Source organism: Streptomyces sp. NPDC015661, assembly GCF_043077765.1.
Lineage (GTDB): Bacteria > Actinomycetota > Actinomycetes > Streptomycetales > Streptomycetaceae > Streptomyces.
Map to the genome: position 1 here is coordinate 15,323 of NZ_JBIBST010000016.1, position 23,208 is coordinate 38,530.

The 23,208-nt window shown below is 73.4% G+C and carries 18 protein-coding genes, 2 tRNA genes and 1 riboswitch; of the genes, 6 read left to right on the forward strand and 14 right to left on the reverse strand.

Annotation, left to right across the window (positions count from 1 at the left end):
* The first annotated feature begins 121 nt into the window (after positions 1 to 121).
* From ACF07V_RS33570 to ACF07V_RS33585, 4 genes are all read left to right on the forward strand, one after another.
* Positions 122 to 1,564 (forward strand): MFS transporter, encoded by a 1,443-nt coding sequence (locus ACF07V_RS33570; RefSeq protein WP_392159470.1) that lies wholly within the window; start codon positions 122 to 124, stop codon positions 1,562 to 1,564.
* Between the two features lie 220 nt (positions 1,565 to 1,784).
* A complete protein-coding gene (gene lhgO, locus ACF07V_RS33575) occupies positions 1,785 to 2,969 on the forward strand; it encodes an L-2-hydroxyglutarate oxidase (protein ID WP_392159471.1) in 1,185 nt (394 codons plus the stop codon).
* A gap of 217 nt (positions 2,970 to 3,186) precedes the next feature.
* A complete protein-coding gene (gene trmB, locus ACF07V_RS33580; protein WP_392159606.1) occupies positions 3,187 to 3,906 on the forward strand; it encodes a tRNA (guanosine(46)-N7)-methyltransferase TrmB in 720 nt (239 codons plus the stop codon).
* A 24-nt stretch (positions 3,907 to 3,930) separates the two neighbouring features.
* Positions 3,931 to 5,289, forward strand: coding sequence for a PrsW family intramembrane metalloprotease (locus ACF07V_RS33585; RefSeq protein ID WP_392159472.1), 1,359 nt, complete (start codon positions 3,931 to 3,933; stop codon positions 5,287 to 5,289).
* A gap of 32 nt (positions 5,290 to 5,321) precedes the next feature.
* On the opposite strand, the gene ACF07V_RS33590 is transcribed toward ACF07V_RS33585, so the two are convergent.
* From ACF07V_RS33590 to ACF07V_RS33630, 9 genes are all read right to left on the reverse strand, one after another.
* Positions 5,322 to 6,269: an aldo/keto reductase gene (locus tag ACF07V_RS33590; RefSeq protein WP_392159473.1), complete on the reverse strand. Its 948-nt coding sequence runs from the start codon at positions 6,267 to 6,269 to the stop codon at positions 5,322 to 5,324.
* A gap of 47 nt (positions 6,270 to 6,316) precedes the next feature.
* Positions 6,317 to 7,414: a M23 family metallopeptidase gene (locus ACF07V_RS33595; protein ID WP_392159474.1), complete on the reverse strand. Its 1,098-nt coding sequence runs from the start codon at positions 7,412 to 7,414 to the stop codon at positions 6,317 to 6,319.
* 11 nt (positions 7,415 to 7,425) lie between these two features.
* Positions 7,426 to 7,573: riboswitch (cyclic di-AMP (ydaO/yuaA leader) on the reverse strand.
* Between the two features lie 201 nt (positions 7,574 to 7,774).
* On the reverse strand, positions 7,775 to 8,989 hold the full coding sequence (locus tag ACF07V_RS33600) for a PP2C family protein-serine/threonine phosphatase (protein ID WP_392159475.1): 1,215 nt from the start codon (positions 8,987 to 8,989) through the stop codon (positions 7,775 to 7,777).
* Between the two features lie 136 nt (positions 8,990 to 9,125).
* Positions 9,126 to 10,328, reverse strand: a complete 1,203-nt coding sequence (locus ACF07V_RS33605; RefSeq protein WP_392159476.1) for an MFS transporter — start codon at positions 10,326 to 10,328, stop codon at positions 9,126 to 9,128.
* Positions 10,325 to 11,356: a PLP-dependent cysteine synthase family protein gene (locus ACF07V_RS33610; RefSeq protein ID WP_392159477.1), complete on the reverse strand. Its 1,032-nt coding sequence runs from the start codon at positions 11,354 to 11,356 to the stop codon at positions 10,325 to 10,327. Before ACF07V_RS33610 ends, ACF07V_RS33605 begins: the two co-directional genes overlap by 4 nt.
* 63 nt (positions 11,357 to 11,419) lie before the next feature.
* Positions 11,420 to 11,797: a hypothetical protein gene (locus ACF07V_RS33615; RefSeq protein ID WP_392159478.1), complete on the reverse strand. Its 378-nt coding sequence runs from the start codon at positions 11,795 to 11,797 to the stop codon at positions 11,420 to 11,422.
* 86 nt (positions 11,798 to 11,883) lie between these two features.
* Entirely contained in the window at positions 11,884 to 12,624 is a 741-nt protein-coding gene (locus ACF07V_RS33620) for a MerR family transcriptional regulator (protein ID WP_392159479.1), read from the reverse strand.
* Positions 12,625 to 12,731: 107 nt separating this feature from the next.
* Positions 12,732 to 12,805 (reverse strand) — tRNA-Met (locus ACF07V_RS33625).
* Positions 12,806 to 12,870: 65 nt separating this feature from the next.
* Positions 12,871 to 13,365, reverse strand: a complete 495-nt coding sequence (locus ACF07V_RS33630) for a rhodanese-like domain-containing protein (protein WP_351185415.1) — start codon at positions 13,363 to 13,365, stop codon at positions 12,871 to 12,873.
* Between the two features lie 174 nt (positions 13,366 to 13,539).
* On the opposite strand from ACF07V_RS33630, the gene ACF07V_RS33635 reads away from it, so the two are divergent.
* A complete protein-coding gene (locus ACF07V_RS33635) occupies positions 13,540 to 14,493 on the forward strand; it encodes a sigma-70 family RNA polymerase sigma factor (protein ID WP_392159480.1) in 954 nt (317 codons plus the stop codon).
* A gap of 80 nt (positions 14,494 to 14,573) precedes the next feature.
* Positions 14,574 to 15,884, forward strand: a complete 1,311-nt coding sequence (locus tag ACF07V_RS33640; protein WP_392159481.1) for a DUF1254 domain-containing protein — start codon at positions 14,574 to 14,576, stop codon at positions 15,882 to 15,884.
* 7 nt (positions 15,885 to 15,891) lie between these two features.
* On the opposite strand, the gene ACF07V_RS33645 is transcribed toward ACF07V_RS33640, so the two are convergent.
* The 5 genes from ACF07V_RS33645 to ACF07V_RS33665 form a co-directional block, all read right to left on the reverse strand.
* A complete protein-coding gene (locus ACF07V_RS33645) occupies positions 15,892 to 16,473 on the reverse strand; it encodes a phosphatase PAP2 family protein (RefSeq protein ID WP_392159482.1) in 582 nt (193 codons plus the stop codon).
* Between the two features lie 29 nt (positions 16,474 to 16,502).
* Positions 16,503 to 17,879 (reverse strand): diacylglycerol kinase family protein, encoded by a 1,377-nt coding sequence (locus ACF07V_RS33650; RefSeq protein WP_392159483.1) that lies wholly within the window; start codon positions 17,877 to 17,879, stop codon positions 16,503 to 16,505.
* Between the two features lie 325 nt (positions 17,880 to 18,204).
* Positions 18,205 to 18,277, reverse strand: a tRNA-Lys gene (locus tag ACF07V_RS33655).
* Positions 18,278 to 18,413: 136 nt separating this feature from the next.
* Positions 18,414 to 20,603, reverse strand: a complete 2,190-nt coding sequence (locus tag ACF07V_RS33660; RefSeq protein WP_392159484.1) for an FG-GAP repeat domain-containing protein — start codon at positions 20,601 to 20,603, stop codon at positions 18,414 to 18,416.
* A gap of 229 nt (positions 20,604 to 20,832) precedes the next feature.
* A complete protein-coding gene (locus ACF07V_RS33665; protein WP_392159485.1) occupies positions 20,833 to 23,124 on the reverse strand; it encodes a DEAD/DEAH box helicase in 2,292 nt (763 codons plus the stop codon).
* Between the last annotated feature and the right edge of the window lie 84 nt (positions 23,125 to 23,208).

The window sequence follows — 23,208 nt, forward strand, 5'->3', positions numbered from 1 at the left end:
CTCGCCATACGGAACACCGCCCCTTAACGGTGGGGATGCGGCGAACTACGCTGTGTTTACGAATGCCGCACGCCTATGCCCGGCGTCGTGGCGGCCGTCTGGGTTGTCGAGGGGTGGCGTCATGTCCAGGGAGCAACGCGGGCCGAACGAAAAGCTCGGCACGGTTCTCGCCCTCGCGGGAATCAGCAACGCCGGGCTCGCCCGGCGCGTCAACGACCTCGGTGCGCAACGGGGACTGACGCTTCGTTACGACAAGACCTCGGTCGCCCGGTGGGTGTCCAAGGGCATGGTGCCGCAGGGCGCCGCCCCGCATCTGATCGCCGCCGCGATCGGGCAGAAGCTGGGCCGGCCCGTGCCGCTGCACGAGATCGGGCTCGCGGACGCCGACCCGGCGCCCGAGGTGGGGCTCGCGTTCCCGCGCGACGTGGGCGAGGCGGTCCGCTCGGCCACCGACCTGTACCGGCTGGATCTCGCCGGACGGCGGGCCGGCGGGGGCGGCATCTGGCAGTCGCTCGCCGGGTCCTTCGCCGTCAGCGCGTACGCGACGCCCGCGTCCCGCTGGCTGATAACCCCCGCCGACCCCTCGGTGGAGCGCGAGGCCCCGCGCCCCGGCGCGGGCACGGGCACCGCGGCGGCCTCGGAGCACGCGCGCGTGGGCCACAGCGACGTCGCCAAGCTCCGCGAGGCCGCCGAGGACGCGCGCCGCTGGGACTCCAAGTACGGCGGCGGCGACTGGCGTTCGTCGATGGTGCCCGAGTGCTTACGAGTGGACGCGGCGCCGCTGCTGCTCGGCTCGTACTCGGACGAGGTCGGCCGGAACCTGTTCGGTGCGACGGCCGAGCTCACCCGGCTCGCCGGCTGGATGGCCTTCGACACCGGTCAGCAGGAGGCCGCCCAGCGCTACTACATCCAGGCCCTGCGGCTCGCCCGCGCCGCCGCGGACGTGCCCCTAGGCGGGTACGTCCTCGCCTCCATGTCCCTCCAGGCCACCTACCGGGGCTTCGCCGACGAGGGCGTCGACCTCGCCCAGGCCGCCCTCGAACGGAACCGGGGGCTCGCCACCGCCCGCACCATGTCCTTCTTCCGGCTCGTCGAGGCACGCGCGCACGCCAAGGCCGGCGACGGGCCGGCCGCGGCGGCCGCGCTCAAGTCCGCCGAGGGCTGGCTGGAGCGGTCCCGGGAGGGCGACGCCGACCCGACGTGGCTCGGCTTCTACTCGTACGACCGGTTCTGCGCCGACGCCGCCGAGTGCTACCGGGACCTGCGGATGCCGGGCGAGGTGCGGCGCTTCACCGAGCAGGCGCTGTCCCGGCCGACGGAGGAGTTCGTCCGCTCGCACGGGCTGCGGCTCGTGGTGTCGGCGGTGGCCGAGCTGGAGTCGGGCAACCTGGACGCGGCCTGCGCGGCGGGCACGCGCGCGGTGGAGGTGGCGGGGCGGATCTCCTCGGCGCGGACCACCGAGTACGTGCGGGACCTGCTGCACCGGCTCGAACCGTACGGGGACGAGCCGCGCGTCGTGGAGCTGCGGGAACGGGCCCGGCCGCTGCTCGTCGCCCCGGCGTGAGACGCGGCCCCGGCGTGGGACGCGGCCCCGGCGTGGGACGTCACCGCGGCGTGAGACGCGGCCCCGGCGTGAGACGCGGCCCCGGCGTGAGATGTCGCCCCGCCGTGACACCTCGACCCGGCGCACGGCGGCGCACGGAAGTGACACGCGTCCCACGGTGCGGGCGTTTAGCGGCATTGTCAGTGGGCCAGTGCACTATCGGGGGTGGGAGGTGGCGCTGGTGTTTGACTGTGACGTGCTGGTGATCGGCGGCGGGATCGTCGGTCTGTCGACGGCGTACGCGCTGACGCGTGCCGCCCCGGGCACCCGGGTCACGGTCCTGGAGAAGGAGCACGCCCTCGCGCGCCACCAGACCGGGCGCAACAGCGGGGTGATCCACAGCGGGATCTACTACCGTCCCGGGTCGCTCAAGGCACGGTTCGCGGTCGAGGGCGCGGCCGAGATGGTCAAGTTCTGCGCGGAGTGGGACATCCCGCACGAGGTGACGGGGAAGCTCATCGTCGCCACCACGCGCGAGGAGCTGCCCCGGCTGCACGCGCTCGTGCAGCGCGGCCGGGAGAACGGCATCCCTGTGCGCGAGCTCGGCCCGGCGCAGATCAGCGAGTACGAGCCGCGGGTGCGGGGGCTCGCCGCGATCCACGTCGGCACGACCGGGATCTGCGACTACGGGGCGGTCTCGGAGCGGCTCGCCTCGGCCTCCGGGGCGCGGATCCTGTACGGCGCGGAGGTCACCGTCATCGACCGCCGTCCCTGGGGCGTCGCCGTGCGCACGGCGGACGGCCGGGTGGTGCGGGCGAAGGTCCTGGTGAACTGCGCGGGGCTGCACTGCGACCGGATCGCCAGGCTCGCGGGTGACGACCCCGGGATGCGGATAGTCCCGTTCCGCGGGGAGTACTACGAGCTCGCGGATCCCTCGCTGGTCCGGGGCCTGGTCTACCCGGTGCCGGACCCGGCGTTCCCGTTCCTCGGGGTGCACCTGACCCGGGGCATCGACGGCGGTGTCCACATCGGGCCGAACGCGGTCCCGGCGCTGGCGAAGGAGGGGTACGGCTGGTCGGTCGTCCGCCCGCGCGAGCTGGGCGCCACGCTGGCGTGGCCCGGCTCCTGGGCGATCGCCCGCGCGCACTGGCGGTACGGCGCCGGCGAGCTGCACCGGTCGGTCTCGAAGCGGGCGTTCACGGAGGCGGTGCGGCGGCTGCTGCCGGTCGTCGAGGAGTCCGACCTGCGGCGGGCGGCGCCGGGGGTGCGGGCGCAGGCGGTGCTGCGGGACGGGACGCTGGTCGACGACTTCCTGATCCGCGAGGCGGAGCGGACGGTCCACGTCCTGAACGCCCCGTCGCCCGCGGCGACGGCGTCCCTCCCGATCGGCCGCGAGGTCGCGACCCGGGCCCTGGCCCGGCTGTAGCCCCGCGCGATGCGGACCGCCCGATGCGGACCGCCCGATGCGGACCGCGCCATGCGGACCGCCCGATGCGGACCGCGCGATGCGGACCGCGCGATGCGGGCCGCGCGGTCGGGCGAGGGGCCGCCGTAGAATTGGGCGCATTGTGTCTGAGCAGATTGAGAACGCCCCGCAGCCCGTCGCCGACCCCGCACCGTCCGTCGCGCGTCGCGGCAGTCGGATGTTCGCCCCCGGCGAGGGGCCCATGCCCGATCCCGCCGGGGCCCATCACGAGCGGCGGATCCGGAGCTTCCAGCCGCGCCGCAGCCGTGTCACGTACGGGCAGGCCGAGGCCATGCTGAAGCGGTGGCCCGACTGGGGCCTCGACATCGACGGCAAGCGGGCCCTCGATCTCGAAGAGATGTTCGAGGGACTGCCGGTCGTTCTCGAGATCGGGTTCGGCATGGGCGAGGCGACCGCCCAGATGGCCGCCGCCGATCCCGGCACCGGGATCCTCGCCGTGGACGTGCACACCCCCGGCCAGGGCAACCTCCTCGGTCTCGCCGACCGCAACGGCCTCACCAACGTCCGGGTCGCCAACGGCGACGCGATCATCCTGCTCCGCGAGATGCTCGGCGACGCGACCCTCGACGGCTGCCGGGTCTACTTCCCGGACCCCTGGCCCAAGGCCCGCCACCACAAGCGCCGGCTCATCCAGCCCGAGTTCCTCAGCCTCCTCGCGCCCCGGATGAAGCCCGGCGCCGTGCTCCACTGCGCCACGGACTGGGAGGAGTACGCCGTCCAGATGCTGGAGGTGCTCTCCGCGCATCCGGACTACGAGAACACCCAGGCCGACGGCGGCTACGCGCCCCGCCCCGACTTCCGTCCCCTCACCCGCTTCGAGGGCCAGGGACTCGACAAGGGCCACGTCGTCCACGATCTGCTCTTCCGGAGGAAGTGACAGAGAAGGTAACTCCTTCGCCCCATGTCGGTGGGGGTCGTTAGGGTCGCTCACGTGTCGAACCCCGCCCCCGCCGGAACCGAGGCCGCTCCCGTCCCGCACCGGGACACCGAGGAGCCGTCCTTCCCCGCCGCCGCCGACCGAACCCAGTGGCGCTACCGGCCGCGCCGGTCCTTCTGGCGCAGCCGGCTGGTCCGCGCGATCGCCCTCGTGACGCTGCTCGCGCTCTGCGCCCTCGTCATCCTGGCGCTGGTCCGCGAGCAGACCGGCACGCAGGGCTTCCTCGTCGGCCTGGGCCTCGCCGTGCTTCCCGTACCGCTGCTCATGTCGGCGTTCCGCTGGCTCGACCGGGTCGAGCCGAGCCCCTGGAAGAACATGCTGTTCGCGTTCGCCTGGGGCGCCTTCGCCGCCGCCCTCGTCGCGATCCTGGCGAACTCCTTCGCGGTCCGCTGGATCGCCACCGCCACGGCCGATCCGGACTCCGCCGACACGCTCGGGGCCACCGTCATCGCTCCGGTGGTGGAGGAGAGCGCGAAGGCCGCCGCGATCCTGCTGCTGTTCCTCTTCCGCAGGAAGGACTTCGGCGGTCTCGTCGACGGCGTCGTGGTCGCCGGTTTCACCGCGACCGGCTTCGCCTTCACCGAGAACATCCTCTATCTCGGCAACGCCTTCGGCGAGGACCAGGAGTTCGGCTCCTCCGGTCTCGGTTCGGTGACCGCAGCGACCTTCTTCGTACGGGTGGTGATGTCGCCGTTCGCGCACCCCCTCTTCACCGTGCTCACCGGCATAGGCTTCGGCTTCGCCGCCCTCGCGCCGCGCGGCAAGCGGCTGCGCCGGGTGCTGCTGCCGCTCGCCGGGCTCCTGCTCGCCATGAGCCTGCACGCCGCCTGGAACGGCTCGGCCACCTTCGGCGGCCCGCTGGCCTTCTACGCGGTGTACGGGGCGCTCATGGTCCCGGCCTTCGGCCTGCTGACCTGGCTGGCGGTGTGGAGCCGGCAGCGCGAGCTGCGCACGATATCCGGGGAGCTCCCGGCGTACGCCGCGGCCGGCTGGCTCGCCCCCACCGAGCCGCTCGCGCTGTCCTCGATGCGCGCCCGGCAGATGGCCCGCTCGTTCGCCGCCCGCACGTACGGCGGGCCGGCCGCGCGGACGGTCGGCGAGTACGAGTCCTTCGCGACGACCCTGGCGTTCCTGCGGGACCGGGCCCGGCGCGGCACGGCGGGACCCGACTTCCCGGCCCGGGAGCAGGAGCTGCTGCACCACCTCTGGCAGCGCCGCGCGGTCGCCTCCCCGGCCCTCACGTACGCGGCGCGGGCGACGGGCCGGGCCTGGGCGCCGCCGCAGTACCTGGACTACGACGGCTACAACCCGTACCGGAGTTAGGGGCTGTCCGGCGGGTCAGGGCCGGATGGGTTCTAGGCCTCCGAGGCCTCGGTCAGCAGCTTCAGCTCGGCCTCCGTCAGCTTCAGGTCGGCCGCCGCGACGAGGGCCGGGAGCTGTTCGACCGTGCGGGCCGAGGCGATCGGCGCGGCGACGGTCGGCCGGGCGGCGAGCCAGGCGAGGGCGACGGTGGCGAGCTCCGCCTCGTGCGCCTCGGCGACGGTGTCGAGGGCGGAGAGGACGGCCCGGCCGCGCTCGGTGTCCAGGTGCTTGGCGGCGCCCGCGGCACGGACGCTGTCGATGTCGGCACCGGGGCGGTACTTGCCGGTGAGGAAGCCGGCCGCGAGCCCGTAGTACGGGACGGCCGCGAGCCCGGCCTGCTCGACGGTCTCCAGGAGCGGGCCCTCGTAGGTGTCGCGGGAGACCAGGTTGTAGTGCGGCTGGAGGGCGACGTAGCGGGTGAGGCCCTCGGCCTCGGCGAAGTCGAGGGAGGCGCGCAGCCGCTCCGGGGAGATGTTGGAGGCGGCGACGGCCCGCACCTTGCCGTCCTTCACCAGCTGGTCGAGGGCGGTGACGATCTCCTCGACCGGGACGGACTCGTCGTCGAAGTGCGTGTAGTACATGTCGATGTGGTCGGTGCCGAGGCGGCGCAGGGACTCCTCCGCGCCCGCCTTGATGGTGGGGGCGGAGAGGCCCTTGAAGCGGGGGTGGGCGCCGACCTTGGTGGCGACGACGATGTCGGAGCGGTTGCCCCGGGAGGCGAGCCAGCGGCCGATGACGGTCTCGGACTCGCCGCCCTCGTTGCCCTCGGCCCACGCGGAGTAGACGTCGGCGGAGTCGACGAAGTTGCCGCCCGCGGCGGCGTAGGCGTCGAGGACGGCGAAGGACTCGGCCTCGTCGGCGGTCCAGCCGAAGACGTTGCCGCCCAGGGCCACGGGGAAGACGTGCAGGTCGGAGTCGCCCAGCGTGCGGAGAGAAGTCATGCGTGGATCAACCACGCCCGCCGCTGGGCCTATTCCGTGCGGGTGCCTCAGAGGCTGAGGCCCTTGGAGCGGAGCCAGGCCGCCGGGTCGATGCCGTCGCCGCCGGCGGTGTGGACCTCCATGTGGAGGTGGGCGCCGGTGACGTTGCCGGTGGCGCCGACGCGGCCGATGGTCTCGCCGGTGCTCACGGTCTGGCCGGCGCTGACCAGCATGGACGAGAGGTGGCAGTACCAGACCTCGGTGCCGTCCTCCAGCTCCAGGACGATCCGGTAGCCGTAGGAGCCGGACCAGCCGGCCGACTTGACGGTGGCGCCGTGGACCGCCTTGAGCGGGGTGCCCGTGGGGGCGGCGAAGTCGAGGCCGGTGTGGTAGCCGGAGGACCACATCGAGCCGGCCTGCATGTAGGTGGCGGTGAGGGTGTACGAGGAGACGGGCAGCGAGTAGCTGGCGGCGAGCTGGGCGAGGCGCTCGGCCTCGGCCGCCGCTTCCGCCTTCGCCCTGGCCTCCGCCTCGGCCTTCGCCTTGGCTTCCGCCTCGGCCTTCGCCTTCGCGTCGGCGGCCGCCTTCTCCGCGGCCGCTTCCTTGGCCGCGGCCTCCGCGGCGGCCTTCTCGGCGGCCGCCTTCTCCGCGGCGGCGAGCTCGGCGGCGTCGGCGGAGGCCTGCTGCTGCTCGGCCTGCTGGAGGATGCGGGCCCGCAGGGCCTCGCCCGCGGCGGGGGCGGCGGCCTGCTCGGTGCCCTCGTCGGCCGCGGTGGTGTACGTGGCGGAGGTGAGCGGGTTCGGGTTGGCGCGGTCCGCGCTGACGGGCGCGCTCTCCTCGGGGAGGAGGTCGCCGACGCCGGGGAGGTCGTGGGCGTCCGGCAGGTCAAGGTCGGGGAGGTCCGGCAGCGATATCGCCACCGGGGGCTTCTCCTGCGCGGTGGCGAGGCCGCCCGCGCCGACGGCGGCGATCACGCCGACGCCGAGGACGGTGGAGGAGCGGGCGAAGTTGGAGCGCTGCTTGACGACCCGGTGCCGGCCGCCGGAGCGGCTCTCGGCGCGCAGGGAGCCCTCGGTGGGGTTCCACTCGGTGCCCGGGGCGGCGGGACCCGCACCACCACCGAAGGCATCGAAGGGGGCTTCGGGTGCGGGGGTGTTGGACGCCACGGGGGCGCGCTCCTTTCCTTCCGTCTCGCCTACCGGGTTAGCTGACGGGTTCGGAGCGGGAAGGTCTCCTACGGGCACGCTCGCACGAGTGCGAAGGGGCCCGATTCACCCCAAGTGGTGGTTCCCCGGTTCCTTTTCAGGATTCGGCGCGTGCGCACGGTGCCGCCTCTTGCGACGGCTGGGACGACCGCGCTGCGTTATCGAACGTTAATAGACAGGGGGTCCCGATTCCAAGCCGTTGCCCTTGATCATTCGTTGAATTGAGAGGTAATGGCCCGACTTGACCCCCCTTCAGAGCGAGCCCGTCAAACACTCGCGATCTGACGTTATGTCAATTGTTATCGCAGTGACACCCTTCGACTACGCCTGGTGACCGGACCCGTCCGGCGGCACCACCGGCATCGTCCGGCGCCGCTCGGGCTGCCCCGTCGCCGGGCGGCTCACCGCGAGCAGCGCCATGTCGTCGGTCGCCCCGCCGCCCGTGTGCAGCCGTACGTCGTCCACGAGCGCGTCGAGCAGCTCCTCGGGCCCCGGGAAGATCCGCCCGGCCAGCCGCGCGGCCGGATCGTAGAAGACGCCCTGCGCGTTCCGCGCCTCCGAGAGGCCGTCCGTGTAGAAGAGCAGCGTCGCGCCCGGCGGGAACGGCCGTCCCTCGGCCCGGTCCGGCCACGGCGCCAGGTCGCCCATCCCGAGCGGCAGCGCCGCCTCGCCCGGCTCCAGGGACTCCAGCCGCCCGTCCGCGTGCAGCATCAGCGGAGGCGGGTGCCCGCGGTTGACGACCCGGACGAAGCCGTCGAAGGTCCCGGCTCCGTCGGAGCGCGGGATCTCGGCGAGCACCGCCGTGGTGAACCCCTCGAAGGCGTCGAGCCCGTCCCGGCGGGTGCCCTCCCGGGCCAGCGCCCGTTCGAGCCGCTGCGCCACGCCCTCCAGGGTCCGCTCCTGCTCCGCCGCCTCCCGGAAGGCCCCGATGACGACGGCGACGGCCTCCACGGCGTCCATCCCCTTGCCCCGGACGTCCCCGACCACGAGCCGCACCCCGTGCGGGGTGTCCTGGACGGCGAAGAGGTCCCCGCCGATGAACGCGTCGGCCTGCGCCGCCTCGTACCGCGCCGCGCACTGCAGCCCGCCGATCCGCTCGGCGGGCATCGGCAGCACCGCCTTCTGCGCGGTCTCCGCGATGACCCGCGCCGAGGCGAGCCGCTCGCCGCTGCGGCGCACGACCCGGTTGATGAGGAGCGCGAGCGCGGAGACGGTGACGACGGTCAGGGTCTCGGTGAGGGCGGGGATCTCGTCGACGGTGCCGTTGTAGACGTGCAGCCCGATCGAGGCGAGGACGGCGGCGATCCCGGTGAGCAGGGTGGTCAGCAGGGAGAAGAAGGGTGCGGCGATCAGCGGGGCGGCGGAGAAGAGCGGCGCCGCCGTGTACTCGGGCGGTGTCGCCAGGTCGAAGACGACACCGCCCAGGATGACCAGCGGGGGCAGCGCGCGGATGAACCGCCGGGCGCCGCCGTACGCGGGGCGGCCGCTCTCACCGCCCCGCCGCCCTCCGCCCGCCGCTCCTAGGGGGTGCCCCACCTGTGCTCTCCTGCCCGGTCCGACCGGCCGCGGTCCGCACCGCGCCCTCCCAGGGTGGCCGCCGCCGGACGGGGCGGCGACTCCCACGGGGCCGAGTGGCGTACGGGGGCGGCCGGCCGCCCCACCCCCGACGGCCTCAGTCGGCGTCCAGCCGCCCACTCCGGCCGAGCAGCGCCATCGCCGCCGCGCACACCAGGCCCACCGCGCACAGCACCAGCCACGGCAGCGCCGACCAGCCGGTGACGTCGAGGAGTGCGCCCGTCCCCAGGTTCCCGAGGGTGATCCCGACCCCGCACACGGTGTTGTAGAGCCCGTAATGGGTGGCCACCCAGCGGCCCCGGGACAGCGCGACCACGGTGTCCATCTCGTACGGGTAGAGCACCGCGTTCGCGACGGCCAGGACCGCCGCGCACAGCAGCAGCCCCACCAGGCCGCGCCCCAGGACGGCCGGGACCAGGAACGCCCCGCCCATCAGGGCGAGCCCGAGGACGAGACACCGCTCCCGGCTGAGGCGGCGCCGGCACCAGGCCGTGATCCGCAGCTGCCCGGCGAGCGCGACGAGCGCCGAGACGGCGAACAGCGCGGTCGTCGCGCCCGTGCCGCCCGCCGCGAGGGGCAGCGCCAGATAGACCTGGAAGGACAGCACGTACGAGCCGGTCATGGCGAGCGAGAACAGCCAGAAGGTCCGGTGGGCGAGAACCGTACGGAACTGCCCCCGCTGCTCCCGCGGCGCTTCGGAGATCCGTACGGGCAGATGCCGGAGCTGTACGAGGGTCAGGCCGGCGAACAGCACGGCCGCGACCACGCACGTCAGCCGGAACGACACCCCCGTCAGGGCCACCCCGACGAGCGGCCCGAGCAGGATGCCCGCCTGGTAGTAGGTGTTGAACAGGGCGAAGGCCTCCACCCGGCGCTCCTCCCCCGCCTCCGCCGCGAGACAGGCCCGCACGGCGGGGTTGAAGAGCGCCCCCGCGAGGCCCGTCGCGAGCGAGGCGGCGATCAGCATCGGCAGCGATTGCGCGAAGGCGAGCGCCCCGAAGCCGACCGTCCGCAGCGCGCAGCCGGCCACGATGAGCGGCTTGAAGCCGAGCCGGTCGGCGAGCGCCCCGCCGACCAGGAACATGCCCTGCTGGGAGAGGTTCCGGGCGCCGAGGACGAGCCCGACGGCCCAGGCGGCCATGCCGAGCCCGTCCGCCAGGTGCGCGGCCAGGTACGGCATGAGCATGTAGAAGCCGAGGTTGATGGTGAGCTGGTTGAGGAAGAGCAGCCGGACGGCCGGATCGAAGGTGCGGCTCTGCTTCCAGATGCCCCCCTTGGAGGGCGCGGTCGCGAGGGTCACTTGGCGCGCTCCAGGACCCGCCGGGTCCAGCCGCTGACGGACGTGTCGGAGACGTACGCGGCGGGCTCCTCCGGTACGGGCCCGTCGAGCAGCCCGTGCGCCGCGCAGAACTCGTCGTTGAAGACGGTGTCGAAGTACCGCTGCGGCCCGTCGGGGAAGACGGCCGCGATGCGGGTCCCGCGCGGCCGGGTGCGGGCCAGCCAGCCGGCGACGAGCGCGACCGCGCCGACGCTCCAGCCGCCGGTCGCGAAGTGCCGCGAGGCCAGTCGGCGGGCCGTCCGGACCGCCTCCGCGGGGCCCACCCAGTGGACCTCGTCGAAGGCCCCGTGGTCCACGTTCCCCGGGTGGATGGAGGAGCCGAGGCCGCGCATCAGCCGTTCGCCGGCGGGCAGGCCGAAGACGGTGGAGTTCACGGAGTCCACGCCGACCAGCTCCAGGGCCGGGCTGCTGGTGGCGCGCAGCGCCCGGGAGATCCCGGCGGAGTGGCCGCCGGTGCCGACCGCGCAGACGAGGACGTCGATCCGGTCGAGCTGCGCGGACAGTTCGGCGGCCAGCCCGGCGTACGCGTCGCAGTTGTCGGGGTTCCCGTACTGGTTCGGCCACCAGGCCCCGTCGAGGCTCAGGAGCAGTTCGGCGACCCGGTCCATCCGGGCCTGCTGCCAGCCGCCCCGCGGGCTGGGCTCGGGGACGACGTGGACCCGGGCGCCGTGGGCGACGAGCATCCGCTCGACGATCGGTTCGAGACCGGGGTCGGTGACGACGTGCACGGGGTGGCCGTGGAGCACGCCCGCGAGGGCGAGGCCGAGACCGAGCGTGCCGGAGGTGGACTCGACGATCGGGGCGCCGGGCCGCAGCTCCCCGCGGCGGCGGGCCTGCTCGACCATGTAGAGGGCGGCGCGGTCCTTGATGCCGCCGAAGTTGAAGCCTTCGAGCTTGGCCCAGTAGCCGTCGTCCGTCCACAGGACGGGGGTGTTGCCGACGGTCTTCCCGTCGAGGGGAAGCACGGGAAGCATCAGTGGTGCGGTCATGGGAGTACGTCCTTGGGGTGGGTACGCGAAAGGGAACCTGGTCACGCGAGTGCGGGACCCGGCTCAGTTCCGGTCCACCCCGAGGGCGATGAGCAGTCGGCCCGGCTCGGGTCCCGGGCCCGCCCGGTCGCGGACGCAGCGCGCGCGGGGGTCGTCGCGGAGGTCCGCCGCGTACGGCAGGACGGTGGCTCCTCCGGCGTCGGGCGCGGCGAGCGGGGCGGCGGCGGCCTGGGCGGGGAGGTGCGCGTCGAAGGTCCAGGCGTCCCCGGAGCTCTCGCAGCCGTGCGGGAGCGCGGGGGCGGAGAGGGTCGCGGTGCCGGCGTTCGGCAGTGCGTGCCCGTGGGGGCCGTGGCAGACGCTCGCGAGGAGGGTGAGGAGTGCGAGCAGGACGAGCACGGCGGGCGCCCGCCGGCTCACTTCGCTCACACGCTGGTCACTCATGGTGCGCGTGAGACTACGGTGGGGTGTGGCGCGCCTGCAAAGAGGCGGGCACGCTTTTGGCCACCGTTTACTTCAGACAGGTCCGATCAGAGGTTCCGCTCGGCGTAGACCTTCATCGCGTCGCGGACGAGGACCGCGGTGCCCTCGCCGTGCTTGTCGTAGTTCGCGGTGAACCGCGGGTCGTCGACGTACATCTGCCCGAGTCCGATCACGTACTCCCTGCTCGGCGTCGTGGTCGTCGACAGCCAGGCGATCTGGCGCCGCGTGATGGCCTGCACCTCCTCGCTGTCGGCGGCGAGGCCGTCCCGTGCCGCCCGCCCGAAGTCGCGGGCGATGCCGGCCTGCTCGTCCATGAACGCCTTCTTCTGGGCGTCGCCGAGCGAGCGCCACCAGCGGTCGCCCTTCTCGTAGGCGTCGCGGCCCCAGCGCTCGGTGACCTCCTCCTCGTACACCGTGTGGTCGAAACCGTCGAACACTTCCTCGGCCATGAGCTCTTCTCCCTTCTCGGTCTTGTGGAGAGTGGTCCGCACCGACGCGATCTGGCGTCCGATGCGCTCGCGCTCCTGCTCCAGGAGGGCGAGATGGGTGCGCAGGGCGGCGGACGTGTCCCGCTGCCCGGCGAGGACCTCGGCGATGGCGGGCAGCGAGAGCCCCAGCTCGCGCAGCAGCAGGATCCGCTGCAGCCGCACGAGCGCCGCCTGGTCGTAGTACCGGTAACCGTTCACGCCGATCCGGCTCGGTTCCAGCAGTCCGCGCTCGCCGTAGTGGCGGAGGGTGCGGCTGGTGGTGCCGGCCTTCTTGGCGATCTCCTGGATCGACCACTCCATGCCGAGAACGCTAAATCTTGACGTTGCGTCAAGGTCAAGCGAAGAGCGTCGGGGAACGACGAAGGCCCGGATCCAGTGAATGGATCCGGGCCTTCGTTGCTACTGAGTAGCGGGGACAGGATTTGAACCTGCGACCTCTGGGTTATGAGCCCAGCGAGCTACCGAGCTGCTCCACCCCGCGTCGGTGAACATGACTCTACGGCATGACCGGGGCGATCACGAAATCGGTTTTCCGTCGGCTCGGCGTCAGCAGCCGCAGTCGTCGGAGTCGACCGGCGCCGTCAGCGGGTCGGCGGCCTTCTCCGCGGGCCCCTCCCAGGTCTCGTACGCGAAGCCCTCGCGCACCCAGTACTCGAAGCCGCCGAGCATCTCCTTCACCTGGAAGCCCAGCTCGGCGAGGGCGAGAGCGGCGCGCGTGGCGCCGTTGCAGCCGGGGCCCCAGCAGTAGGTGACGACCGGCACGGACCGGTCGAGCAGCTGCTCGGCCTGCTCGGGGATGAGCGCGGTCGGCAGGTGGATCGCGCCGGGGACGTGCCCCTGGTCCCAGGAGGCGGTGGAGCGGGAGTCGATCACGACGAAGCCCGGGTCGGTGCCCTCGGCGGCGGCGGTGGCGAGCGCGGAGGCCACGTCGGAGACGTCGGCGTGGAAGGCGAGGCTGGCCGAGAAGTAGGCGGCCGCGGCGGCGGGAGAGGCCGGCGGGGTGCGGAGTACGGGGTTGACCTGCGTCGTTGTCGTCGTCATGGTGATCAATCTACGGACGAAGATCACCGTGCTGAAGTGGGGATTCACGGTGGTCGGGGGCTTCGGCCGGGGAATCCCGGGCGTTCGCCACGAGACGGCGGGGATCTCACGTACCGGGACCCGTCGTGCTCGCCTCCGGTGTCACATCTGCGGATTCTGATCCGTCATGACGGCATGACGGGACGCGAACGGGGAGATCGACGAGTGGACCACGAGACCCAGGACCAGACGCTCGACAAGGAAGCCCTGGCCCGGCGCTTCGACGCCGACCGCGGCCATCTGCGGGCGGTGGCCTACCGCATGCTGGGCTCGCTCAGCGAGGCCGAGGACGCCGTCCAGGAGGCCTGGTTCAAGCTCAGCCGCAGCGACGTCAGCGGCGTGGAGAACCTCAGCGGCTGGCTGACGACGGTCGTCGGCCGCGTCTGCCTCGACATGCTGCGCTCGCGCGGCTCGCGCCGCGAGGACCCGCTCGAGTACTACGTCCCCGATCCGGTGGTCCGGGTCGCCGACACCACCGACCCGGAGCACGCGGCCGAGCTCACCGAGTCCGTCGGGCTCGCGCTCCTCGTCGTCCTCGACACCCTGGGGCCGGCCGAACGGCTCGCGTTCGTGCTGCACGACATGTTCGCCGTCTCCTTCGACGACATCGCGAAGATCGTCGACCGCACCCCGGCCGCCACCCGCCAGCTCGCCAGCCGCGCCCGCCGCCGGGTGCAGGACGCCACCCCGGCCCCCGGTCCGGACGCGCGCCGCCAGCGGGAGATCGCCGACGCCTTCCTCGCCGCGGCGCACGGCGGCGACTTCGAGGGGCTGCTCGCCGTCCTCGACCCGGACGTGGTGCTGCGCGCGGACGGCGGCATGACCCTCGCGGCCGTCTCCAAGGTCGTCCGGGGCGCCGAGGCGGTCATCGCGCAGGCGCTCACGTACGCGAAGTTCCGTACGGGCGCGCTGCGGGTCGTGGCCAACGGCCAGCCCGCGGTGGTGTCGGTCGTCAAGGGCCGCCCGGGCTCGATCATGACCTTCACGATCGTCGAGGACCGGATCGTCGAGCTGCACATCCTGGCGGACCCGGAGCGGATGGCCACGCTCGGCCTCACGGAGGAGGACCTGGCCCGCGCGGAGTACTGACCCCGGCCGGCATGCGGGAGGGAACCGTTCGTGCGAGTTTGTACGGGTTGGTTCCCTCTCGTGCGCGAAGGCGGTCCCCCGTGCCGATCACTCCCGAGGAGGCCCGCCGGACGGCGGCCGACGCCTGGATCTGGGGCTACCCGATCCTGGACAACTACCGCACGATGTACGCGCAGGCGATCGACTCCGACGATCCCCGGTACACGGGCGGCTTCGGCCGTTTCCGGCACTACTCGGAGCCGTTCACCCCGGAGAACACCGACGTCGTCACCCCGAACAACGACACCCCGTACTCCTGGGCCTGGCTGGACCTGCGCGCCGAGCCGTACGTGATCTCGGTCCCGGCCCTCGACCGGTACTACGTGCTCCCGCCGCACGACCTCGACACCGCGTACGTCGGCTACGTCGGCGCCCGGACCACCGGCCCGGCTCCGGGCGACCACCTGATCGCCGGCCCCGGCTGGAACGGCCCGGTCCCCGAGGGCATCGCGAGCGTCCTGCGCGCCGACACCTTCCTCGTCGGGATCGTCGGCCGGACCTACCTGGCCGGCCCGGAGGACGTCCCCGCCCTGCGCGCGGTCCAGGAGCGGTACGCGCTCCGCCCCCTCTCCACGTACACGGACACGGCCGCCCCGCACCCCGCCGACGAACCGGTGTGGCCCGTCTGGCGCGAGGAGGACCTCGGGACGATCGAGTTCTTCACGCTCCTCGACTTCCTGCTCCGGTTCTTCCCCGTCCTGGAGGCGGAGCGCGGGGTGCGCGACCGTCTCGCGGCCCTCGGGGTGTCCGGCACGGGCGAGTTCGAACCGGCCGCGCTCTCCCCGGAGCTCCGGGCGGCCGTCGAACAGGGCGTCGCCGACGGCCGGGCCCGCCTGGAGAAGGCCGTGGCGGCCGCCACCGTCTCCACGGACCTCTTCGGCACCCGCGCGGAACTCGGCGACGACTACATCGGCCGGGCGGTCGCCGCCGACGTCGGGCTCTACGGCCTCCCGGCGGCCGAGGCCTGGTACGGCGGCTGGTCGGCCGACGACCACGGCGAGCACCCCCCGAACGGGCACGACCACGACCACGTCGTCCACTTCCCGCCCGGACAGCTCCCCCCGGCCCGCTTCTTCTGGTCCGTCACCCTCTACCGCCTGCCCGAACGGCTGCTCGTCGCCAACGAGATCGACCGGTACTCGATCGGCGACCGCACCCCGGGGCTCGTCTACGACGACGACGGCGGCCTCACCCTCCACGTACGGAAGGACCGCCCGGCCGACCCGAAGCAGGCGGCGAACTGGCTGCCCGCCCCCGACGGCCCCTTCAGCCTCGTCGTCCGGCTCTACGGCCCCGAGCCCTCGGTCCTCGACGGCACCTGGCGGCTCCCGTCCCTCACCGTCGCCGACTGACCCCCGGTCACTTCGCCCGGGCGGCCCACCAGCTCCCCGCCGCCAGCGAGACACCGGCACTCGCGACACCGAGGAGGGCGCCCGCGGCGACGTCGCCCGGGTAGTGGACCCCGGTGTGGACCCGGGAGTAGCCCACGGTCCAGGCCAGGACGGCGAGGGGCACCGCGGCCGGCGGAAGCACCGAGCCCACGGCGGTGGCGAAGGCGACCGCCGACGCGGTGTGCCCGGACGGGAACGACGCCGAGGCCGGCATGGGGACATGACGGCCCACCACGACCCGGGCCGCCTCCCGGTCCGGCCTCGCCCGGTGGACGAGACGCTTGCCCAGCAGGTTCGCCGAGGCCGAGGCCACCGCGATCGCCCCGGCACCGGCGAGCGCGGCCCGCCGCGGCCGGCCCGGCACGAGCGCGAGCGCCGCCGCGATCGTGAACGAGATCTTGGAGTGGTCGGCCGCCGCGGAGAGCCGGCGGAACGCCGTGTCGAGCGTGGGCGTCGGGGTCGCGGCCACCGCCGCGTACACGGCCCCGTCGACGGCCCGGACGTCGTGCAGGACCGCCCGGAAGGTCCCGGTCTTCGTGTCGTCGGTCATGCGCCGCTCCTAGTCAGGGGTACTCGGGTTCAAGGGGTACGGGTGTCCCACGGGCCGCTGCCGGGGACGGGCTGCTCGGGGAAGGCCAGCCGGGTGAGCCGCCGCCAGTCCAGGGGCGGCGGGGGCACCGGCGAGCCCGGCCGGTCGCGGGGCACGAGGACCCGCAGGGCGAGCGGACGCAGGGTGCAGACGACGGGCGTCGGCAGGGTCAGGGCCTCGCCGTCCACGGCGACGGAGATGACGGCGCCCGCACCGGGACCGCCCCCGACCTCCACCCTACGGGCCGTCAGGACGTTCAGGCCGGTCGCCTGGGTGCCCAGGACGGCCAGCTCGGCGGCCTGCGCCGCGCCGTCCACGCGGATGCCGATCACCCCGAGCGCGCCGCTGTCGAGACGCGTCCTGCGGGCGGCGACCGCACCGAACGGATCGGGTGTCGCGTACGGGTTGTTGCTGACGAGGAGCGCCTGCTGCCCGGTGAGCGAGGTGGAGTCGGCGATCGCGTCGAGACGGTCGCCCTCACCTCCCTGGAGCAGATCGGGCAGGACGTCGATCGCGGTGCCGGCCTTGTCGTCGCGGTACTCGGGGCGCTGGACCACGTCCGCGTACACCCCGAAGGAGACCGTGTTGACGAAGGGCCGGCCGGCGACGTCGCCGAGGTCGATCCGGAGCTCCTCGCCGTCGCGCAGCGCGTCGAGACAGCGGGACGGGTCGGTGCGGTCGAGGCCCAGGTCCATCGCGAAGTGGTTGCGGGTGCCGGCCGAGACGACCAGGAACGGCAGGTCGTGCTCGGCGGCGACCTCGGCCACCAGGGCCTGCGTGCCGTCGCCGCCCGCCACCCCGAGGAGATCGGCGCCCTCGGCGACGGCCTTCCGGGCGAGCCCGGCGACATCGGCCGGAGCGGACGGATCGAGCAGGATCACCCGGGCGCCGAGCGCCTCCGCCCGCGCGACGAGACCGAACCGGCCGACCTTCCCGCCACCGGACTTCGGATTCATGATCAGCACGGGCCGGCGGGGCGCGGGGACCGACGCGCCCCGCATCAGCGCGGCCCGCTCCTCCTCCGGGCGGCGCAGCGCGGCCCGCGCGCAGGACAGCGCGACGGCCCAGAGCCCCAGGGCCACGAGGGCGTTCACCCAGACGCCCCCGGCGACGTACAGACCCAGCGTGACGAGGGGCGCGGCCACCGCGAGCAGCCCGCCGAACACCCGGACCGGCCCCCGGTGCGCGAGGAACCACCAGACACCCGCCGCGGTCGCGGCGAACCCGAGGATCCCGCTCAACAGGATCAGCATCCCGCTGCCGAGCGCGGTCAGCAGGGCGACGGCCGCACCACCCGTCGCGAGCAGCGCCCACCGGGCCAGCTCCGTGGCCTCCCCCGCCGGATCACCGGAACCTCTCGCCGCCACCGACCCCACCTCCACACTCCGCGTCCACGTTTCCCCACGTTCCCCGGCGCCGCCCCCAGTACAGAGCCGTTCGGACGAACGGAGTTCCGAGAGACAGGACGGCGAATCCGCACGGAAGGTTCTCCGGAAAGCATGCCGTCCCGACGCCCGACGCACCCGAATTCCCGTACGGCACAACGAAGAAGCCGGAGGTGCCCGTGATCCGCCTCCCGCCCGGCCCGTCCGCTCACGCACGAGCCCCCGAACGACGAAGCGCCCCGCCCGGTGGAAACCAGGTGGGGCGCTCCGTAGCAGGTCGGAGGGGTACTCCCTCGCCTGCCTCGCGTAGGCCGTGTGGGACTCGAACCCACAACCAATGGATTAAAAGTCCACTGCTCTGCCAATTGAGCTAACGGCCCGTGGACGAACACACCCGTGCAGCATAGCCCGAGAGGGCCCGGGAACCGATCGGGTATCCGACACCGGCCGCGCCGCGGTCCGACCGTCGTGGTCGGGGCCGCGGCGCGGGGCGGAGGGATCGGAAGGGGTGGGGCGTCAGGACAGCGTCTTGTACATCTGCCAGCCGGCACCGATCTTCACGCGGCCGGCGAAGAGGCCCGTACCGGTGCCGGCGTACCGCCACAGCACGCCGGCCGTGTCCCGGGCCACCAGGTCCGCCTTGCCGTCGCCGGTGAAGTCGCCGACGCCCACGACGGAGTTGTAGACCTGCCAGCCGCCGCCGACCTTCACCCGGGCGGCCAGGGTGCCCCTGCCGGTCCCGTAGTAGCGCCACAGCACTCCGGCCGTGTCCCGGGCGAGCAGGTCGCCGGCCTTGTCGCCGTTGAGGTCGCCGACGCCGACGACCGTGTTGTAGATCTGGTAGCCGAAGCCGATCTTCACGCGCGGCTTGAACTTGCCCGCACCGTTGTCGGCGTACAGCCACAGCTCGCCGGCCGGCGTGCGGGCGAGGAGGTCCGTGCGGCCGTCGCCCGTCAGGTCGCCGGGCGCGGTGAGGCTGTTGTAGATCTGCCAGCCGCCACCGATCGTCAGCTTCGGCCCACCCGGCGCGAACGCCTTGCCGCAGCCGCCGTCGTACCGGGTCAGCATGCCCGCGGCGTCCCGCACGAGCAGGTCGTTGCACCGGTCGCCGGAGAGGTCCCCGAAGGGGACGACCGTCGAGGAGGCCGGCCAGCCCGTCGCCGAGGCGCCGGTACCGAGACCGCCGGTGCCCGTGCCCGTCCGCACGGTCAGCGTCCCGGTCGGGGTGAGACCGATCAGGTCGCCCTTGCCGTCACCGCTGAGGTCACGCCACGTGGGCAGCGGCTTCTCGGGCACGACGGGCGCGGGGGCGGTGGTCGCGGTGCGCAGCTGGAAGCGGGAGCCGGCGGTTTCGCCCCAGACGGCGACCGGCCGCCCGGCCGCGTCCGCGGTCACCTGTCCGAGGGCGTAGCCGCTGGTGTTGGTGGACAGCGGCGTCGGCTTCGCGGACCAGACGCCGTCGATCCGGGAGGAGGTCATCACCTTGCGGTAGCTGCCGACGTCCTGCGTCCAGACGGCGTGCGCGCTGCCGTCGGGGCCGACCGTGAGATCGAACTGGTCGTCCGGGACGTAGTCCGTGGAGAGGATCTTGACGGGGGACCAGGTTCCGGTCGCCGCCGAACGGGTGGTGGTCTGGGCGCTCCACCCGGAGCCCTCGACGGCGTCGACCCCGAGGAGGGTGACATCCCCTTCGGGGCCGATGGCCACCTCGCGCCAGGCACCGGTCGAGAACCCGTTGGCCGGCTCCTCGGCTCCCCACGTCAGGCTTCCGGCCGGGCGCTGGGCGAGCTTCTGGGTCCCCTCACCACCGCTGGGGGATTCCCGGTCGGCCCAGGCCAGGGCGGCGCGGCCGTCGGCGCCGATCGCGAGGGTGATGCCGGTCGCGTAGCGGGCCGGGTCGGACACGGTGACCGGCTTGGTCCAGCCGGTCCCGTCGGCGAGCCGGTCGGTGACCTTGACCCGGCCGGTCACGGGGCCGTTCTCCGTGTAGGCGACGGTCGCCGTGCCCTGGTCGGAGACGATGAGCTGGGCGCCGGAGCCGAGCCCCGCGTCCGGCAGGACCTCGTTCAGGCGGACCGGCTCGGACCAGGCCGCACCGGGGGCCGTACGGACCGACGAGTACAGGGCGGCCCTGCCGTCCGCGACCTGCGTCCACACCGCGACCAGCAGCCCGGACGGGGAACCGGCGAGCTTGCCGCCGAAGGTGTTGCCCGCCGTCACCAGGTCGGAGGCGGCGGACCAGGTCGTGGTCCCGGCGTCGAGTGCGGCCATCCGGATGTCGTTGCCCTGCGTCCAGGTCGCCAGGACGGAACCGTCGGCGGCGACCGCCAGCTCGGCGTCCTGGGGATAGCTGCTGGTCGTGGAGAGAACCTGCGGCGGCCCCCAGACGGTGCTGCCGGCCGGCCGCACCTTCGAGCCGAGCTCGTACGTGTCGGTGTCGCCGCTCCTGCGGAGGATGAGGGCGACGACCGTGCCGTTCCTGGCCGTCTTGAGGTCGAGGACGTCGTCGAACGCCGTGCCGTCCGTCAGCGGCACGGACGGCGCCCACGGGTCGAGGGCCACGGGCGCGGCGGCGGTCAGCGCGGTGGGCGCGGCGAAGGCGGCCGGGGCGGTGGTCGCCGCGATCCCGAGGCCGACGACGGGTATGAGCGCGGTGCCGAGAACACGGCGAAGAGTGGCCCTCCGGGGCCGGGCGTGCTGGTTCACGTCGTCTCCATGCGTGCGAGTGGGCGCACGGAGGAGACGCGGCACCCTGTGCCGCGGTCGGCAACGCTCGATCGCGTGCCCCGTCCTTGCGAACCCCCCGTGCAAGTAGCGCGAGCGTAACAGCGGTTCCAGGGAGGGCGGTAGCGAATTCCGAACCCGTTCAAAAAACGAGCAGGGCCCGTGCGACACCGAGGTGTCGTACGGGCCCTGCTCAGCGTTCTACGCGAGGTCAGCCGTTGCGCTTCCAGCGCGGCTTGTCGTCGCGGCGGCCGAAGGAGCCACCGGTCGAGCCGGTGCTGCCGCGGTGGTCGTCACGACGGCCGTACGGGCGGTCGCCGCCCGAGCGGAAGCCGCCGGCGGGGCGGTCGTCGCGGCGGTCGCGGTTGAACGGACGGTCGCTGCCACGGTGGCCGCCGGAGGGGCGGTCGTCGCGGCGCTCGAAGGAACGGCCGCCACGGTCGTCGCGGTTGAAGCCACCCGACGGACGGTCGTCACGGCGGAAGCCACCGGCCGGACGGTCGTCGCGACGGAAGCCACCACGGTCGCCGCCACGGTCGTCACGGTTGAAGCCGCCCGACGGACGGTCGTCGCGACGGAAGCCGCCGGACGGACGGTCGTTGTCGCGGCGCTCGAAGGAACGGCCGCCACGGTCGTCACGGTTGAAGCCGCCCGACGGACGGTCGTCACGGCGGAAGCCACCGGCCGGACGGTCGTCGCGACGGAAGCCACCACGGTCGCCACCGCGGTCGTCACGGTTGAAGCCGCCCGAGGGACGGTCGTCACGGCGGAAGCCACCGGACGGACGGTCGTTGTCGCGACGGAAGCCGCCACGGTCGTTGTCCCGGCGGAAGCCGCCACGGTCGCCACCGCGGTCGTCACGGTTGAAGCCACCGCGGTCGCGGCGCTCGAAGTTGCCCCGCTCGTCGCGGAAGGTCGAACGCTCCTCGCGGCGCTCCTCGGCCTTCGCGGCGCGCTCGGCCTCGACGGCGGCGGCAGCGACCTCGGCCTCGGCGGCCTCGGTCACCTCGGCGACGGCGGCCTCCGGGTCCTCGCCGCGCTCGCGGGCGGCACGGGCCACCAGGCGGTCGGCCTCCTCGCGGAGCTCGACGGCACGGCGCTGCAGGCGCTCCAGCTGCTTGGTGAGGTCGACGACCTCGCGCTCGGCCTGCTTGGCCGAGTTGTTCGCGGAGTCGGCCTGGACCTCGGTCAGCGAACGGGCGCCGGTGATCTCGGCGACCTCCGGGTCGAAGGCGCCGGCGCCGCCGACGATGTGACGCGAGGCGTCGACGCCCGCGTCCTCCATCAGGCGGAAGATCTGGCGGCGCTGGTGCGGCAGGGCCAGGGAGACCACGACACCGGAGCGGCCGGCGCGGGCGGTGCGGCCCGAGCGGTGCAGGTAGTCCTTGTGGTCGCCGGCCGGGTCCACGTTCAGGACCAGGTCGATGCCGTCGACGTGGATGCCTCGGGCGGCGACGTCGGTCGCGACGAGCGCGTTGACGTAGCCGTCCTTGAAGTCGGCCAGGGTGCGGGTACGGGCGCCCTGGGTCATGCCGCCGTGCAGGGCGTCGGCCTTCACACCGGCGTCGCGGAGCTGCTCGGCGATGCGGTCGGCGCCCAGCTGGGTGCGGACGAAGATGATCGTGCGGCCCTTGCGCGCGGCGATGGCGGCGGTGACCGGGGCCTTGTCCTTCGGCTTCACGACGAGGACGTGGTGGGTCATCGTGGTGACGGCACCGGCGGACGGGTCGACCTCGTGCGTGATCGGGTTGACCAGGTAGCGCTTGACGAGGGTGTCGATCTCGTTCTCCAGGGTGGCGGAGAAGAGGAGACGCTGGCCGCCCTCGGGGACCTGGTCGAGCAGCTCGGTGACCTCGGGCAGGAAGCCCAGGTCGGCCATCTGGTCGGCCTCGTCGAGGACGGCGACCTGGACCTGCTCCAGGGAGCAGGCGCCGCGGTTGATGATGTCGCGGAGGCGACCCGGGGTGGCGACGAGGATGTCGACGCCGCGCTCCAGGGCGTAGATCTGGTTGCCCATGGACGTACCGCCGCAGACGACCTTCATCTTGAGGCCGAGCACGTCGCCGTAGGGCTGGAGGGCGTCCGCGACCTGCATCGCGAGCTCACGGGTCGGGGTGAGGATGACGCCGCGGGGCTTCTTCTTCTCGGTGTGGCCGTCCGCCAGGGTGGCGAGCAGCGGCAGACCGAAGGAGAGGGTCTTGCCGGAGCCGGTGCGGCCGCGGCCGAGGATGTCCTTGCCGGCCAGGGCGTCCGGGATGGTCGCCGCCTGGATCGGGAAGGGGGTGGTGACGCCGTTCTGCGCGAGCTTGCGCACGACGCCCTCGGGGAGACCGAGGTCGCCGAAGGTGATGGTGGGCTCGTCGGAGACGGTCTCCTCGACGACCGCCTCGGCGGTGTCGTCGGCCTCGATCTCGACGATCTCGACGATCTCGGTGGCCTCTACGGCCTCGACGATCTCGTCGTTCTCGGGCATGACGGCGTGGTCAGAACTGAAAATGGACATGCGAAATGCGAAACCTTCCGGAGTCTCGGCACGCGCCCGTCAACTCCGTGATTTCGCAAACGACCGCCTCAATGCGGTCAGCCA

Bases quoted from the DNA above. Each gene is read 5' to 3' on its own strand.
- ACF07V_RS33665 (WP_392159485.1), bottom strand. From the start codon at position 23,124: ATGTCCATTTTCAGTTCTGACCACGCCGTCATGCCCGAGAACGACGAG.
- ACF07V_RS33630 (WP_351185415.1), bottom strand. From the start codon at position 13,365: ATGACGACGACAACGACGCAGGTCAACCCCGTACTCCGCACCCCGCCG.
- ACF07V_RS33645 (WP_392159482.1), bottom strand. From the start codon at position 16,473: ATGACCGACGACACGAAGACCGGGACCTTCCGGGCGGTCCTGCACGAC.
- ACF07V_RS33635 (WP_392159480.1), top strand. From the start codon at position 13,540: ATGACGGGACGCGAACGGGGAGATCGACGAGTGGACCACGAGACCCAG.
- trmB (WP_392159606.1), top strand. From the start codon at position 3,187: ATGTTCGCCCCCGGCGAGGGGCCCATGCCCGATCCCGCCGGGGCCCAT.
- ACF07V_RS33585 (WP_392159472.1), top strand. From the start codon at position 3,931: ATGTCGGTGGGGGTCGTTAGGGTCGCTCACGTGTCGAACCCCGCCCCC.
- ACF07V_RS33620 (WP_392159479.1), bottom strand. From the start codon at position 12,624: ATGGAGTGGTCGATCCAGGAGATCGCCAAGAAGGCCGGCACCACCAGC.
- ACF07V_RS33590 (WP_392159473.1), bottom strand. From the start codon at position 6,269: ATGACTTCTCTCCGCACGCTGGGCGACTCCGACCTGCACGTCTTCCCC.
- ACF07V_RS33610 (WP_392159477.1), bottom strand. From the start codon at position 11,356: ATGACCGCACCACTGATGCTTCCCGTGCTTCCCCTCGACGGGAAGACC.
- ACF07V_RS33570 (WP_392159470.1), top strand. From the start codon at position 122: ATGTCCAGGGAGCAACGCGGGCCGAACGAAAAGCTCGGCACGGTTCTC.
- ACF07V_RS33615 (WP_392159478.1), bottom strand. From the start codon at position 11,797: ATGAGTGACCAGCGTGTGAGCGAAGTGAGCCGGCGGGCGCCCGCCGTG.